The sequence below is a fragment of the Bradyrhizobium forestalis genome (assembly GCF_002795245.1).
GTDB lineage: Bacteria > Pseudomonadota > Alphaproteobacteria > Rhizobiales > Xanthobacteraceae > Bradyrhizobium > Bradyrhizobium forestalis.
Genome location: NZ_PGVG01000069.1, coordinates 10,107 through 25,457 on the forward strand (window position 1 = coordinate 10,107; position 15,351 = coordinate 25,457).

At 66.1% G+C, this 15,351-nt stretch carries 13 protein-coding genes; 10 read left to right on the top strand and 3 right to left on the bottom strand.

What is annotated here, in order from left to right:
- Together CVM73_RS37225 and CVM73_RS37230 are read left to right on the top strand one after the other, a co-directional pair.
- Nucleotides 1–1,191 (top strand): autotransporter outer membrane beta-barrel domain-containing protein (locus tag CVM73_RS37225; RefSeq protein WP_146006730.1); only part of this gene is annotated, 1,191 nt, incomplete at its 5' end.
- 455 nt (nucleotides 1,192–1,646) lie between these two features.
- On the top strand, nucleotides 1,647–4,685 hold the full coding sequence (locus CVM73_RS37230) for an autotransporter outer membrane beta-barrel domain-containing protein (RefSeq protein ID WP_283809989.1): 3,039 nt from the start codon (nucleotides 1,647–1,649) through the stop codon (nucleotides 4,683–4,685).
- 30 nt (nucleotides 4,686–4,715) lie between these two features.
- Here CVM73_RS37230 and CVM73_RS37235 read toward each other — a convergent pair whose 3' ends face one another.
- The 3 genes from CVM73_RS37235 to CVM73_RS37245 form a co-directional block, all read right to left on the bottom strand.
- Nucleotides 4,716–5,987, bottom strand: coding sequence for an MFS transporter (locus CVM73_RS37235; RefSeq protein WP_100236701.1), 1,272 nt, complete (start codon nucleotides 5,985–5,987; stop codon nucleotides 4,716–4,718).
- 90 nt (nucleotides 5,988–6,077) lie between these two features.
- Nucleotides 6,078–6,377: a type II toxin-antitoxin system RelE/ParE family toxin gene (locus CVM73_RS37240; protein ID WP_100236702.1), complete on the bottom strand. Its 300-nt coding sequence runs from the start codon at nucleotides 6,375–6,377 to the stop codon at nucleotides 6,078–6,080.
- Nucleotides 6,374–6,631, bottom strand: coding sequence for a type II toxin-antitoxin system ParD family antitoxin (locus tag CVM73_RS37245; RefSeq protein ID WP_100236703.1), 258 nt, complete (start codon nucleotides 6,629–6,631; stop codon nucleotides 6,374–6,376). The genes CVM73_RS37240 and CVM73_RS37245 overlap by 4 nt, the downstream gene beginning before the upstream one ends.
- Before the next feature lie 186 nt (nucleotides 6,632–6,817).
- Here CVM73_RS37245 and CVM73_RS37250 point away from each other — a divergent pair, with 186 nt between their 5' ends.
- The 8 genes from CVM73_RS37250 to ptsN all read left to right on the top strand — a co-directional run bounded on the left by CVM73_RS37250 (nucleotide 6,818) and on the right by ptsN (nucleotide 14,805).
- Nucleotides 6,818–8,140, top strand: coding sequence for a UbiA family prenyltransferase (locus tag CVM73_RS37250; RefSeq protein WP_100236704.1), 1,323 nt, complete (start codon nucleotides 6,818–6,820; stop codon nucleotides 8,138–8,140).
- A 116-nt stretch (nucleotides 8,141–8,256) separates the two neighbouring features.
- A complete protein-coding gene (locus CVM73_RS37255; protein WP_028179139.1) occupies nucleotides 8,257–8,871 on the top strand; it encodes a ribonuclease D in 615 nt (204 codons plus the stop codon).
- Between the two features lie 161 nt (nucleotides 8,872–9,032).
- The gene (lptC, locus tag CVM73_RS37260; RefSeq protein ID WP_100236705.1) at nucleotides 9,033–9,764 is read left to right on the top strand and encodes an LPS export ABC transporter periplasmic protein LptC; all 732 of its coding nucleotides are present in this window, start codon (nucleotides 9,033–9,035) and stop codon (nucleotides 9,762–9,764) included.
- 5 nt (nucleotides 9,765–9,769) lie between these two features.
- Nucleotides 9,770–10,480, top strand: a complete 711-nt coding sequence (locus CVM73_RS37265; RefSeq protein WP_167407280.1) for an LptA/OstA family protein — start codon at nucleotides 9,770–9,772, stop codon at nucleotides 10,478–10,480.
- Between the two features lie 222 nt (nucleotides 10,481–10,702).
- Nucleotides 10,703–11,722 carry an LPS export ABC transporter ATP-binding protein gene (gene lptB / locus CVM73_RS37270; RefSeq protein WP_100236707.1) on the top strand — a complete coding sequence of 340 codons (1,020 nt, stop codon included), beginning with the start codon at nucleotides 10,703–10,705 and terminating at the stop codon, nucleotides 11,720–11,722.
- Between the two features lie 90 nt (nucleotides 11,723–11,812).
- Complete coding sequence (rpoN, locus tag CVM73_RS37275) at nucleotides 11,813–13,438, top strand: RNA polymerase factor sigma-54 (protein ID WP_100236708.1); 1,626 nt, start codon at nucleotides 11,813–11,815, stop codon at nucleotides 13,436–13,438.
- Nucleotides 13,439–13,519: 81 nt separating this feature from the next.
- The gene (gene hpf / locus CVM73_RS37280) at nucleotides 13,520–14,125 is read left to right on the top strand and encodes a ribosome hibernation-promoting factor, HPF/YfiA family (protein WP_100236709.1); all 606 of its coding nucleotides are present in this window, start codon (nucleotides 13,520–13,522) and stop codon (nucleotides 14,123–14,125) included.
- 218 nt (nucleotides 14,126–14,343) lie between these two features.
- Nucleotides 14,344–14,805 carry a PTS IIA-like nitrogen regulatory protein PtsN gene (ptsN, locus tag CVM73_RS37285; RefSeq protein WP_008141251.1) on the top strand — a complete coding sequence of 154 codons (462 nt, stop codon included), beginning with the start codon at nucleotides 14,344–14,346 and terminating at the stop codon, nucleotides 14,803–14,805.
- Nucleotides 14,806–15,351: the final 546 nt, after the last annotated feature.

The following is a 15,351-nucleotide window of genomic DNA, read 5'->3' on the forward strand; positions in this document are numbered from 1 at the left end:
CTCAACGGCAACCAGCAGAGCGTCGCAGGCGCGCTCAACAGCTTCTTCAACAATGGCGGCGCGCTGCCGCCGAGCTTCGCCGGCGTGTTCGGCCTGACCGGCGGCAATCTTTCCAATGCGCTGGCGCAGCTCTCGGGCGAAGCCGCGACCGGTGGCCAGCAGGGCGCGTTCCAGTTCATGGGCCAGTTCTTCGGGCTGATGCTCGATCCCTTCATCGACGGCCGTGGTGGCGCTCCGGGATCGGGCGGCGCGCTCGGCTTTGCGCCGGAGCGCGAGGCGTTGCCGGAGGATGTCGCGCTCGCCTATGCGCGCGTGATGAAGGCCCCGGCGTACAAGGCGCCGCCGGCCGCCTTCGAGCCGCGCTGGACGGCGTGGGCGAGCGGCTTCGGCGGCTACAACAGGACCAGCGGCGATCCGGCCAGCGGCAGCACCGATCTCACCGCACGCGCGGCCGGCGTTGCCGCCGGGCTCGACTACCGCGTCAGCCGCGATGCGATCGTCGGCTTCTCGCTCGCGGGCGGCGGCACCAAATGGGACCTGGCGCAGGGTTTCGGCAGCGGCAAGAGCGATACGTTCGCCGGCGGCGTCTACGGCGCCATCCGCTCCGGTGCGGCCTATGTTGCAGCGTCGTTCGGCGGCGGCAATCACTGGATGTCGACCGACCGCTTCGCGTTCGGCGATCATCTCACTGCCAGCTTCAACGGCGCGAGCTTTGGCGGCCGCATCGAGGGCGGCTATCGCTTCGCCACGTCGATCACTGGCGTCACGCCTTACGCCGCGTTGCAGGCGCAGAGCTTCCGCACCCCGACCTACAGCGAAACCGACCTCACCGGCGGCGGCTTCGGCCTGACCTACACCGGTCGCACCGCGACGGACACGCGCAGCGAGCTCGGCGCGCGCTTCGATCAGGTGGCGCTGGTCAATCCGGATGCGGTGCTCATCGTCCGCGGCCGGCTCGCCTGGGCGCATGATTGGATCAGCGATCCCACGCTCGCCGCCGCCTTCCAGGCGCTGCCCGGCACCAGCTTCCTCGTCAACGGCGCGACGCCGGCGAAGGACACCGCGCTGGTCTCCGCCGGTGCGGAGCTGAAGCTCGCGAAGGGCATCAGCCTGCTCGGCAAGTTCGACGGCGAGTTCGCTAGTCACGCGCAGACCTATGCCGGGACCGGGACCGTGCGTGTGAGCTGGTAGTTGCGGCCGTTGGTCGAGGTGGCGCCAAGGCAGGCGTGATGTTTTTGCAACGGTGACGGAGCCGTTGCTGCGGGGAGCGTGTCGAAATGGTGCTGGCGGGTGGGTCGACCGGGTACGCGATGACTCTGCGGCGGGCCGGCGCCGCGGGTGGATTTGGCAATCTGGCAAGGGCGGCGGCGCGGAGCCGCGGGGGGCGGCGAATTTTGATCGAATTTCATTGCGCATATCGCAAGCGGGCACTGCTGCTTGCGACGGTGTCTTTCATTGCGATGGGTGTCGCGTCGGTGGCATCGCCGGCACTCGCCGATGGCGGTGCGGGTGGCGGCTGTGCGGGCAATCCTGGCGGCGCAGGGGGAACTGGGTTCACCGGAAACGCAGGTAGCGTTGCCGGCGGCTTCTGCAGTGGCGGGGGCGGGGGCGGCGCAGGCGGCGGCCTAGGCGGGAGCAGTATTGGAATGGACGCTGTCACTGGCGGCGCAGGCGGGACCTCTGGCAGTCCCAATGGTCAGGACGGAGGTGACGCGGTTCTTCATTCCCTGAGTGGCGCTGGCGGTGGCGGCGGCGGGTTCAACGGCAATGGCGCCGGCGCCGCGACGCTCACAAATACGTCCGCTCTGACGGGCGGCAATGGCGGCAAAGGCGGCAATGCTGCGGCGGCTGATAATGGTGGCGGTGGTGGCGGCGGCGCCGGCGGTTACGGCGCCATCGTTACTGGAACCGGCGCGAGCAGCAACACCAGCACGATCACCGGCGGCAACGGCGGCGCGGGCGGCGATAGCGGCGCTGCTTTCAGTAACCACGGCGGATCGGGCGGCGACGGCGGCGTGGGCGTGCAGTTCACTGCATCAGGCGCGACCTTCACCAACTCCGGTGCCGTGACCGGTGGCAATGGCGGGACGGGTGGTACCGGCATCAGTGCCAACGGCAGCAATGGCGCGGGCGGCGCCGGCGTCGTCGGCGCGGGCCTCACGGTCATCAACAGCGGCACCATCGCCGGCGGCGCCTTCGGCGACGGGATGGCGCGCGCCAACGCCATCACCTTCACCGGCGGCACCAACGTGCTGGAGCTGCAGGCCGGCTCGACCATCGCCGGCAATGTGGTCGCGTTCAGCGCCGCGGATACGTTGCGGCTGGGTGGCGCGAGCAATGCCAGCTTCGACGTGGCGCAGATCGGCAGCAGCGTGCAGTATCGCGGCTTCGGCGTGTTCGAGAAGGGCGGCAGCAGCACCTGGACGCTGACCGGCACGACCACGGCGACGACAGCATGGACCGTCAATCAGGGAACGCTGGCGGTCTCCTCCGACGGCAATCTTGGCGCCGCGTCCGGTGGCCTCGCCCTCGGCGGCGGCACGCTGCAATTTGCGACGGGCTTCACCACCAGCCGCAGCGTGACGCTCAACGCCGGCGGCGGAACCTTCGACACCAACGGCAACAACGCCACACTGGGCGGGGCAATCTCCGGCACCGGCGGGCTGACGAAGAGCGGCGCCGGCACGCTCACGCTGTCCGGCACGAGCACCTATGGCGGTACCACCACTGTCAACGCAGGCACGCTGCGGGCAGGCGCCGCGAACGCGTTTTCGTCGGCAAGCGCGGTCACGGTGAACGCGGGCGCGACGCTCGGTCTGAACAATTTTGGCCAGAGCATCGGTTCGCTTGCGGGCGCCGGCAACGTGACGCTCGGCACGGCCGCGCTGACAACCGGCGGCGACAACACGAGCACGACATTTTCCGGCGCAATCTCCGGGACCGGCGGGCTGACGAAGACCGGCAGCGGCACCTTCACGCCCACCGGAACGAGCACCTATACCGCCGCCACGACGATCAATGGCGGCACGCTTGAAGTGGACGGCTCGATCGCCGCTTCGACAAACGTCACGGTCAATTCGGGCGCCACACTGTCGGGCACCGGCATCGTCGATCCGGCGACGACCACGATCATGTCGGGCGGCACACTCGCGCCGGGCAATGCGGCGAATCCGACCGGCACGCTCACCATCACCGGCAATCTCGCCTTCCAGTCCGGTGCGCTCTATCTCGTTCAGGTCACGCCATCAGCCGCGTCGAGCACCGCCGTGTCCGGCACCGCGACGCTGACCGGCGCGACCGTCAATGCGGTGTTCGCCAGCGGCAGCTACGTCACCAAGCAGTACACCATTCTCACCGCAAGCGGCGGGCTTGGCGGCACCACGTTTGCCGGCCTGACCAACACCAACCTGCCGGCCGGCTTCACCGACAGCCTGAGCTACAGCGGCACCAGCGTGGTCCTGAATTTGACGGCCACCCTGGGCGCGACCGGTGGGCTCAACGGCAACCAGCAGAGCGTCGCAGGCGCGCTCAACAGCTTCTTCAACAATGGCGGCGCGCTGCCGCCGAGCTTCGCCGGCGTGTTCGGCCTGACCGGCGGCAATCTTTCCAATGCGCTGGCGCAGCTCTCGGGCGAAGCCGCGACCGGTGGCCAGCAGGGCGCGTTCCAGTTCATGGGCCAGTTCTTCGGGCTGATGCTCGATCCCTTCATCGACGGCCGTGGTGGCGCTCCGGGATCGGGCGGCGCGCTCGGCTTTGCGCCGGAGCGCGAGGCGTTGCCGGAGGATGTCGCGCTCGCCTATGCGCGCGTGATGAAGGCCCCGGCGTACAAGGCGCCGCCGGCCGCCTTCGAGCCGCGCTGGACGGCGTGGGCGAGCGGCTTCGGCGGCTACAACAGGACCAGCGGCGATCCGGCCGGCGCCAGCACCGACCCCACCCCACGCGCGGCCGGCGTTGCCGCCGGGCTCGACTACCGCGTCAGCCTCGATGCGATCGTCGGCTTCTCGCTCGCGGGCGGCGGCACCAAATGGGACCTGGCGCAGGGTTTCGGCAGCGGCAAGAGCGATACGTTCGCCGGCGGCGTCTACGGCGCCATCCGCTCCGGTGCGGCCTATGTTGCAGCGTCGTTCGGCGGCGGCAATCACTGGATGTCGACCGACCGCTTCGCGTTCGGCGATCATCTCACTGCCAGCTTCAACGGCGCGAGCTTTGGCGGCCGCATCGAGGGCGGCTATCGCTTCGCCACGCCGATCGCCGGCATCACGCCTTACGCTGCGTTGCAGGCGCAGAGCTTCCGCACCCCGACCTACAGCGAAACCGACCTCACCGGCGGCGGCTTCGGCCTGACCTACACCGGTCGCACCGCGACGGACACGCGCAGCGAGCTCGGCACGCGCTTCGATCAGGTGGCGCTGGTCAATCCGGATGCGGTGCTCATCGTCCGCGGCCGGCTCGCCTGGGCGCATGATTGGATCAGCGATCCCACGCTCGCCGCCGCCTTCCAGGCGCTGCCCGGCACCAGCTTCCTCGTCAACGGCGCGACGCCGGCGAAGGACACCGCGCTGGTCTCCGCCGGCGCGGAGCTGAAGCTCGCGAAGGGCATCAGCCTGCTCGGCAAGTTCGACGGCGAGTTCGCTAGTCACGCGCAGACCTATGCCGGGACAGGGACCATGCGTGTGAGCTGGTAGGGCGGGGGCTGGCCAAATCCGCCCGCTTCCTCACACCACCCTTTTCCCCGCCCGCTCCGCCACCGCCTTCTGCACGAAATACATCGCGACCAGCGTGACGATCGTCGTCGTGACGACGACGTAGCCGATCCGGTCGAAATGGATCAGTGAGCCGTCGGGCGCCTGCGCGATGATCGCGCCGGCGAGCACCGAGCCGAGCCCGCCGGAGAGCTGCTGGAGCGAGGCGCTGACCGCGCTGAACGAGCCGCGCTGGCTCGGGTCGGGGATCGCCGACATCAGCGCCTGCGACGGGATCATCCGTGAAAAGATGCCGATGAACATCAGCACGTTGACGGTGATCGCGGTCGTCAGCGAGACGTGGCCGAGATGGGTGTAGATCAGCACCATGACAACGGTCATCGCGCAGCCGAACACGAAGGTCGGATATTTGCCGAACGCGTCGCTGGCGCGGCCGACCAGCGGCCCGGTGACGATGCTGAACAGGCCGGAGACGAGATAGATCGTCGGCAGATGCAGCATGTCGATGCCGAGATTGTGCACGGTGAAGGCGCTGGAGAACGGCATCAGCATGTAGCCGCCGGTCGCGAGCAGCGTCGTGACCGCGAAGGCCAGCGTGTAGCGCGGCTCGAAGACCGTCGCGATCAGATGGTGGAACGGATTCCTGTCCTGCTTCAGTTTCAGATGCGCATCGACCGGCTCCATCACGAAGGCGATGACGGCGATCGTGACGATCGACAGGCCGACGATCGCGACGAAGCAGACCTGCCAGCTCCAGTGATTGGCGAGAAACAGCCCCGCGGGAATGCCGAGCACCTGGCTCGCGGCGAACGCGGTCTGTACGAAGCCCATCACGCGGCCGCGCATCTGCAGCGGGAACAGGTCGGTGACGATGGCCAGCACGACCGCGCCGATCACGCCGCCGAACAATCCGGTCACGATCCGGCCGAGCAGCAGGACATGATAATTCTGGGCCATTGCGCAGAGCAGGGTTCCGAGCGTGAAGCCGACATAGAAGAACAGCAGCAGGCGCTTGCGATCGAAGCGATCGGCAAAGCCGGCGGCGAGGATGCCCGATACTCCCGCACTGAACGCGTAGGCCGACACCGCGACGCCGAATTGGGCGGCCGTGATGTTGAGCGCCGGCATCAGGATGGCGCCGAGCGGCGACATGATGATGAAGTCGAGGATGATCGTGAACTGCGTGAAGGCGAGCAGCGCAATGAGAAGCGCCTGATAGCGCGAGAAGCCGCGCTGGCGTTCGCGTTGGTCGTCGATCGGCGCAGCGAGCGTCTGTTCGGTCATTGGCATTTCATTCGTGGTGAGCGGGCGGGATGGGGAGGCCGGCAACAGATAGGGTGCGCCGGGACGAATTGCAGCGGGCTCGCCGAAAACCTAGTCCGCGGGGAAGATCAGCGGCTCATAATCTCGCGCGCCGTGGAGGATGTGGATCACTTCGATTGCGTCGCGACCGACTCGATAGAAAATCAGATAGTTCCCGAACGGATGCCGGCGAATGCCCTTCTGCTCGTAGCGCGGCACCAAGGGATAGCCACGCGGTGCATCGGCGAGCGTATGGCATTTCTCCCGCAGGCCACGGATGAGCGTGAGAGCGCTTCGCGGGCTTTGCGCGGCGACGTACGATGCGATGTCCTCGAGGTCGGCCTCCGCTTCCGCGGTGATAACGACGATCACGTGCGGTCGGCCTTGTCGGCCAATCTCGCTTCCAGCCGGTCAAAAACGTCGGAGATCGGTTTGGTCCGTCCCATGTCGGCATCATCGAGCCCGCGCGCGATCGCGGCGTCCAACGCGGCGAGCCGCGCCTCACGCTCCTGAATGAGCCGCACGCCCTCCCTGAGCACCTCGCTCTTGGAGTGATAGCGCCCCGACGCGACGAGCTTTGTTACAAAGTTTTCAAGGGCTTCGCCAAGATCTGCACTAACCGCCATGCTGCGTTTCTCCGACACCCTGCGTTAATAACTATTATTGGAACGCCGGCATATCAAGTGGAGCCGTGACCCGCGACAGTCCCCGGTTAAGCCGCCTTTAGCGAATGCTCCCATAGGGTTGGCCATCCATTTCCCTGCTCCCCGGCCCTGGAGCCGATCATTTGCGGTAAGTCAGAGCGTTTTCGGATGGAGCAGCCTGCCCGGCAGTATGATCCTGGCCTGTCCGAGCCGTCGGCAACCCCGGCGGCGGCGCGGACGCTTGTGATCGATCTCGAAGGCGCGCTGCTGCGGTCCGAGCTGCTCATGGAGGCGCTGTTCTCCAGCCCAGGTCGTATGCTGGCCCGCTTCGGCGCGGGCGGACGGGCGGGCATGGCGGCGCTCACGGAGATCCTGGCGCGGGCCAGGATCGACTACGCCCAGCTGCCCTACGATTCCGACGTGATGAACCGGGCGCTGGCGGCGCGGGCGCGGGGCGAGAAGATCTATCTGGTCGCTGATCGCTTCGCCGGTCATGCCGCAGGCATCGCGGCGCATCTCGGCTTCGATGGCGTCGTCACGCCGGCCGACCTCGCTGTGGGCAGCCTGCCGTTCGATCGTGCCTCCGCCGAGCGCATCGAACATCGCGACGTCCGCAGCGCCAGCCTCAAGACCTGGGCCAAGGCGCTGCGCGTCTATCAATACGCCAAGAACACGCTGGTGTTCGTGCCTGCGCTCACTGCGCATCAGATGAGCCTTTCGACGCTCGGCTACGCGCTGCTCGCGTTTCTGGCGTTCTCGGCCTGCGCCTCGGGCGCCTATCTGATGAACGATCTGCTCGATCTCGCCGCGGACCGCCAGCATCCGACCAAGCGCCATCGCGCGCTCGCGGCCGGCGATTTGCCGATCTCGTCGGCGCTGTCAGCGATCCCTGTGTTGTGGTTGTTCGCGGTCGCAGCCAGCCTCTGCATCTCGCCCCTGTTCCTCGGCGTGCTCGGCGTCTATCTCGCCACCACGATCGCCTATTCGCTCGTGCTCAAGCGCAAGATGCTGGTCGACATCGTCACGCTCGCCGGTCTCTACACGCTTCGCATCGTCGCCGGCGCGGTCGGTGTCAGCGTGGTGCTGTCGGAATGGCTGTTGATCTTCTCGCTGTTCGTGTTCACCTCGCTGGCGCTGATCAAGCGCTTCAGTGAGCTCAGCATGCGCGAGAGCGCAGGCCTCGCCGATCCCTCCAACCGCGACTATCGCGTCACCGACCTGCACGTCATCGCCGCGATGGCGGCGGCGAGCGCGATGAACGCGGTGACCGTGTTCTCGCTCTACGTCTCTTCCTCGGCGGTGACGCCGCTCTACAGCCGCCCCTGGATGCTGTGGCTGCTCACTCCGCTGCTGCTGTATTGGTTCGGCCGCGCCTTGATGATGGCGCATCGCCGCGAGATGCCGGACGATCCGATTCTGTACGCTTTCCGCGACGGCCCCAGCCGCATCACGGTCGCGGCGATGATCTGCATCATGCTCGCCGCGATCTGACGGCCCGTAAGGTCACGGCCGCCGCTTGCGCGGCCTGCCGCCAGTGGCTACATCGCGATCCATCCGATTAGCCTATGATATCGACGCACCGATTCGACCCGAGGTTTTGACCCGCCATGACCGTACGCCTGCACCGCGGCGACCTGCCCGACCTGTCCCGCTACACCGGAGCGGTGGCGATCGACACCGAGACCATGGGGCTGAACCCGCACCGCGACCGGCTCTGTGTGGTGCAGCTCTCGCCCGGTGACGGCAGCGCCGACGTGGTGCAGATCCCGAAGGGGCACACCGACGCGCCGAACCTGAAGGCGCTGCTCGCCAATCCGGCCGTCACGAAAATCTTCCATTTCGCGCGGTTCGACATTGCGGTGCTGTACCAGACCTTCGGCGTCATGACCGGGCCGATTTATTGCACCAAGATTGCCTCCCGCCTGACCCGCACCTATACCGACCGTCATGGCCTCAAGGACCTCGTGCGCGAGGTGCTCAACATCGACCTCTCCAAGCAGCAGCAGTCCAGCGACTGGGGTTCCGACAGCCTGACCGAGCCGCAGCTCGCCTACGCCGCCTCCGACGTGCTGCATCTGCACGGCTTGCGCGAGCGGCTCGATGCCATGCTGGTCCGGGAAGGCCGCAGCCAGCTGGCGCAGGCCTGTTTCGATTTCCTGCCGACCCGCGCTCTTCTCGACCTCCAGGGCTGGGCGGAAGAGGACATTTTCGCGCATTCCTAACGGCCCAGCGCGGCGATTGGCCTGAGGTTGCCGCCCCGTTTCGGACACTTTCGTAACGGCCTGTCGCCGGCTGCATATTTGGGCGGAGCCGGATAGAATGGGCCACCCCTCAACCGGACAAGGCGAGCTGTACGTCAGGAGCCCAGGTAATAGGAACCCAGGTGAATTCGGCCCAGAATCCCACCTACGACGCCGCGCTTGCGGCGAAGTTCGCCAGCGCGGCGCGCCACAGCCGCCTGGTGCGGATTCTGCGCATCGCGGTGCCGGGTGCGGTGCTGTTGTCCATGGCCGCCATCGTCGGCGTCTCGATCTTCAATCCATTCCGCATGCTGATGCCGAAGCTGCCGCTCGATTCCGGAAATATGGTGGTGTCCGGCACCAAGATCACGATGGAATCGCCGCACCTCGCCGGTTACACGCCGGACCAGCGGCCCTACGAGCTCTGGGCCAAGACCGCGACGCAGGACATCACCGATCCCGATCATGTCGATCTATCCGATTTGCGCGCGAAGGTGCTGATGGAGGATCAATCGACCTTGTTCCTGGACGCTCGCACCGGCCGCTTCGACAACAAGCAGCAGCAGCTCGACCTGCACAAGGACATCTTCCTGCGCACCTCGACCGGCTATGAGGCGCGGCTGAACTCGGCCTTCGTCGACATGGGCAAGGGCACGGTCACCTCGGATGAGCGCGTCGACGTCAAGCTGACCAATGGCACGGTGAGCGCGGATCGCCTGCGAATTACCGAAGGCGGTGACGTCATCCGCTTCGAGGGCAATGTGGTGATGCACCTGGACAAGCTGGACGAGCCCGCCGCAACTCAGCCTGCGCCGCCCGAGCCCGCACCGGCCAAGACACGCACGCCTCAGAACAAGTCTGCCAATTCGAAGTGATTTTCATGATGAACTGTTTTCCGCGCGACGCTGTTGTCAGCAAGGCCGCGCTCGCCGTCGGCCTCGCGTTGGTCGTCACGGGGGCGGCCCTTGCGCAGAGCACGATGCAAGGCGTGCCCAACGCGATGCAGGGTTTTTCGCAGAACCGCGATCAGCCGATCCAGATCGAAGCGGCTTCGCTCGAGATGCGCGACAAGAAGAAGGAGGCGACCTTCGCCGGCAATGTGAAGGTCGTGCAGGGCGACACAACCATGACCTCGAAGACGCTGGTGGTGTTTTACGAGTCGGGCGGCGACAAGCCGGCGACACCGCAGCAGCCGGCGGCGAAAGGCGCAAAATCGACTGCGCCGATGCAGTCGGCGCAACCGGGCCCAGGGGGCAGCTCCTCGATCAAGCGGCTGGAGGCGCGCGGCAATGTCGTGGTCACCCAGAAGGACCAGGTGGTGACGGGCGAGACCGCGGTGTTCGACACCAAGACCAACCTCATCACCATGCTCGGCGGCTCGGGCCAGGTGGTCCTGACCCAGTGCAAGAACGTGCTGCGCGGCGACCGCCTGATGGTCGACATGACGACGGGCGTGTCACGTGTGGAATCCGACAACGGCCGGGTGCAGGCGCTGCTGCCGCAGGGCGGCAGCAATGATTGCGGCCAGGGCGGTTCGGGCAAGCCTGCGGCGCCGCCCTTGCAGCTGCCCGGCGCAAGTAAACAAAAGTAAATTCAACAACTTGTCTCGGGTGCTCCCGATCCGAGGTTGAAGCTTGCCCGGCGAGACTGTATCTAGCGCGCAGGGCTTTCGAAGCGGGGTCCGCCGCTTTTCGGGCGTGTTTCACTGGGCATGAGACATCCCTCCACTCATGCTGCATCGGCGAATCGAAAGGCCGGTGCGGCAGATCGCGCGAATTCGCGCAGGATCGTCGCGAAAGGCTAGAAGGCGGGGATGGTCGATCTCTTCAGCATGTTCCGTCGGCGCCCCGCCAAACGCGGCCGGCCAGGATTTGCGCGCCAGGACATCACTGCGCTCGGTGACAGCGTCGGCGGCCTCGTGGCCAGCCCTATCAGGGACGCGCCGCCGATCGCCCGCGACCAGCCACGCGCGCCCGACCAGTTCCAAGGGGACTATCAGGCCGACTATCAAGTCGAGCCGCCGCGTCCGCAGACGGTTCATCCCGTCAGGAGCGCCGCCAAGTCCGCCGCCAGGTCCAACGGCGCCGGCGGGCCGCAGCTCCTGAAGCGGCCGGGCTTCCTGGCTGTGCATAGCGTGGAAAAGGCCTTCGGCAGCCGCCAGGTGGTGCGCGGCGTCAGCATCTATGTGCGCCGCGGCGAAGCGGTCGGCCTGCTCGGGCCGAACGGCGCCGGCAAGACCACCGTGTTCTACATGATCACCGGCCTGATCAAGGCCGACCGCGGCGCGATCGAGCTCGACGGCCACGATGTGACGAAGCTGCCGATGTATCAGCGTGCGCGGCTCGGCATCGGCTATCTGCCGCAGGAAGCCTCGATCTTCCGCGGCCTCACCGTCGAGCAGAACATCCGCGCCGTGCTCGAAGTGGTCGAGCCCTCGCGCAAGAAGCGCGAGCAGCAGCTCGATTCATTGCTCGACGAATTCAACATCACGCGCCTGCGTAAATCGCCGTCGATCGCGCTGTCCGGCGGCGAGCGCCGCCGCGTCGAGATCGCACGCGCGCTGGCGACGCGGCCGAACTACATGCTGCTCGACGAGCCCTTCGCCGGCATCGACCCGATCGCGGTCGGCGACATCCAGGACCTTGTCCGCCATCTCACCAATCGCGGCATCGGCGTGCTCATCACCGACCACAATGTCCGCGAGACGCTCGGCCTCACCGATCGCGCCTATATCGTCTATGCCGGGGAAATCTTGACCGAGGGAACCCCGGATGAGATCGTTGCTGATCCGGACGTGCGCCGCCTCTACCTTGGCGAGGAATTCCGCCTCTAGCCCTTTTTTCCAATACGTCAAGCCGTGTACATCGTGCCCGGACTAGGATAAGCAAAAATCGGACCAATTTTTGGGAACGGTTCTTGCTTCATGGCGCTCACGCAGAGATTAGAGTTCCGGCAATCGCAGTCGCTGGTCATGACGCCGCAGCTGATGCAGGCGATCAAGCTGCTGCAATTGTCCAATCTCGATCTCACGACCTTCGTGGAAGAGGAGCTCGAGCGCAATCCGCTGCTGGAACGGGCCAGTGACGAGGCCCCCGTGGGGGACGCTCCGGCCGAGGCTGGCAGTCACGGCGATTCCGAGGGTGGTCAAGGCGAGGGTCAGGGCGAGGACGGCTTCGGCGGCAGCGCCGAGGGGTTCGAGCCGGGCCAGGAAGAATGGATGAGCAAGGATCTCGGCACCCGCGCCGAGATCGAGCAGACCCTGGATACCGGCCTCGACAACGTCTTCTCCGAGGAGCCGGCCGAGGCCGCGGCGCGCAACGCCCAGGATGCCATGCCGACCACCTATACCGAATGGGGCGGCGGCGCCTCCGGTGACGAAGACTACAATCTCGAGGCTTTTGTCGCGGCCGAGACAACGTTGTCGGATCATCTCGCCGAGCAGCTCGCGGTCGCCTTCACCGCACCCGCCCAGCGCTTGATCGGCCAGTACCTGATCGACCTCGTCGACGAGGCCGGCTATCTGCCGCCCGATCTCGGAGAGGCCGCCGAGCGTCTTGGCGCATCGCAAGCCGAGGTCGAGGACGTCCTCGCCGTGCTGCAAAAATTCGACCCGCCCGGCGTCTGCGCGCGGTCTTTGAGCGAGTGCCTGGCGATCCAGCTGCGCGAGCTCGACCGCTACGACCCCGCGATGCAGGCCCTGGTCGAGCATCTCGATCTGCTTGCCAAGCGCGACATCGCCTCCTTGCGCAAGATCTGCGGCGTCGACGACGAGGATATCGCCGACATGATCGGCGAGATCCGCCGCCTCAATCCCAAGCCGGGCATGAAGTTCGGCACGTCTCGCTTGCAGACCATGGTGCCCGATGTCTATGTCCGTCCCGGCCCCGACGGCGGCTGGCATGTCGAGCTCAACAGCGACACCTTGCCGCGCGTGCTGGTCAACCAGACCTACTATTCCGAGCTGTCGAAGAAGATCGGCAAGGACGGCGACAAGTCCTATTTCACCGACGCGCTCCAGAACGCGACCTGGCTCGTGCGCGCGCTCGACCAGCGCGCCCGCACCATCCTGAAAGTTGCAACCGAGATCGTGCGCCAGCAGGACGGCTTCTTCACCCATGGCGTCGCGCACCTGCGGCCGCTCAATCTGAAGGCCGTCGCCGATGCCATCCAGATGCATGAATCCACGGTGTCGCGCGTCACCGCCAACAAATATATGGCGACCAACCGCGGCACGTTCGAGCTGAAATATTTCTTCACGGCCTCGATCGCCTCGGCCGACGGCGGCGAGGCGCATTCGGCGGAAGCCGTGCGTCATCACATCAAGCAGCTGATCGATTCGGAGCAGCCTAGCGCGATCCTGTCCGATGACACCATCGTGGAACGCTTGCGCGCCTCGGGCATTGATATTGCCCGCCGCACGGTCGCGAAGTACCGCGAAGCCATGCGCATACCCTCCTCGGTGCAACGCCGCCGCGACAAGCAGAGCGCTCTTGGTAACGTCCTCTCTACCGCCTTGTCCGATCGCTCCCGCAATCCCGAACCGGCCTGATTGCGCTGGCGGCAAATCGCGCTACTCTCGATTTCCCATCGAGACCGATCCAAGCTGGGCACCAACCAAGCGAGGCATCACATGACTCTCAGAATCTCGGGAAAGAGCATCAGCGTCGGCGAGGCCCTGCGCGGCCGCGTCGCCGACCGCACCGACGAGGTGCTGCGCAAATATTTCGACGGCAACTATTCCGGCCACATCACGCTCAGCAAGGACGGCTTCGGCTTTCGCACCGATTGCGCCCTGCATCTCGATTCGGGGATTACGCTGGAGGCCGATTCGAACGCGCCGGATGCCTATGCCAGCGCCGACCAGGCGCTGCTGATGATCGAGAAGCGGCTGCGTCGCTACAAGAACCGGCTCAAGGACCGCTCCGCCCGCAAGGCCCATGCCGCCTCCGAAGCGATGGCGGCGCTCGACGCCACCAGCTATGTGCTGGAAGCGCCCGGAGAGGGCGAAGAGGAAGTCACCGGCTACAGTCCCGTCATCATTGCGGAGCAGACCACGTCGCTGAAGCGGCTCTCGGTCAGCGAAGCCGTCATGGAACTCGACCTCAGCGGGGCGCCCTGCCTGGTGTTCCAGCACGGTTCGTCCGGCCGGGTGAACATCATTTACCGCCGGGCGGACGGCAATGTCGGCTGGATTGACCCGCCGGGGGCGAAGGTGGATGGACAATCGGACGGGTAGGTCCGGGACCCGGGCCCGTACCATCCCGACCCTTAACAATGACGGGGGCAAAGCCGCATGCGGGAGTTGGCACCGGGATTGCGTTGGAGTAGAAGCCCCCCACATCTGGACCGGGGCTAAGTCCGCCTCCTGCTTCATGTTATTGACGCCGGCTCAGCTTGGTCTATCAAGCTGGCCAATTCGGAACCTGACGGTTTAATTCACCTCGGAAACCCTCCATGCCGATTACCGATCTGGTCGCACCCGAGGCGATTCTCCCGGCATTGAAGGTCAACAGCAAGAAGCAGGCCTTGCAGGAGCTCGCGGCCAAGGCTGCCGAGCTGACCGGGCAGAACGAGCGCTCGGTGTTCGAGGTGCTGCTGCAACGGGAGAAGCTCGGCACCACCGCGGTCGGCTATGGCGTCGCCATTCCGCACGGCAAGCTGCCCAAGCTGGAAAAGATCTTCGGCCTGTTCGCGCGGCTCGATCGCCCGATCGATTTCGAGGCGATGGACGGCCAGCCGGTCGATCTCGTCTTCCTGCTGCTCGCGCCTGAAGGCGCCGGCGCCGATCACCTCAAGGCGCTCGCCCGCATCGCCCGCCTGCTGCGCGACCAGGACATCGCCAAGAAGCTCCGCGCCTCGCGCGACGCCCAGGCGATCTATTCGGTGCTGGCGCTGCCGCCCGCGACCGCGGCCTAGAGCCGATCGTCGACATCGCCAGGGGCCTCGAGCCCTGGTAACGCCGCCCGCGCCAAGGCCGTCGCGACGGGCGTTAGAGCGTGATGAGATCAGGTCGATCGCTACAACGGAAGTGCACTCCCTCTCCCGCTTGCTTGCGGGAGAGGGAGTTTCCGCGATGGGATAGTCCCCTAAAGCTGGATGGGGTTAGGTTGAATCGATTGCTGCGGCTCGTTCACCTCTCCCGCTTGCGGGAGAGGCGTAGGCCGCTTTTGGGCGGCCGTCATCTCAAATGACGCCGAGGCAAAGCCTCGGCTATGGCGAAGCGCCGGGTGAGGGCTCTCTCCGCTAGGGGATTGTCCCATTGCAGAAGCACCCTCTCCCCAACCCTCTCCCGCAAGCGAGAGCTTTGCGCAATGTCTTGTGCGGGAGTGAGGTTTGATTTCGGGCTTTTTTTGAACGACCTCGGGCGTCGGGCGCGAAGTGGACAGGTCCGTTTTCGCGGCCGATCGGTGGTGGCGGTCGATGGCAGTCATGCTGCGGCCCCTACGGGCTGCAGTACCGCCC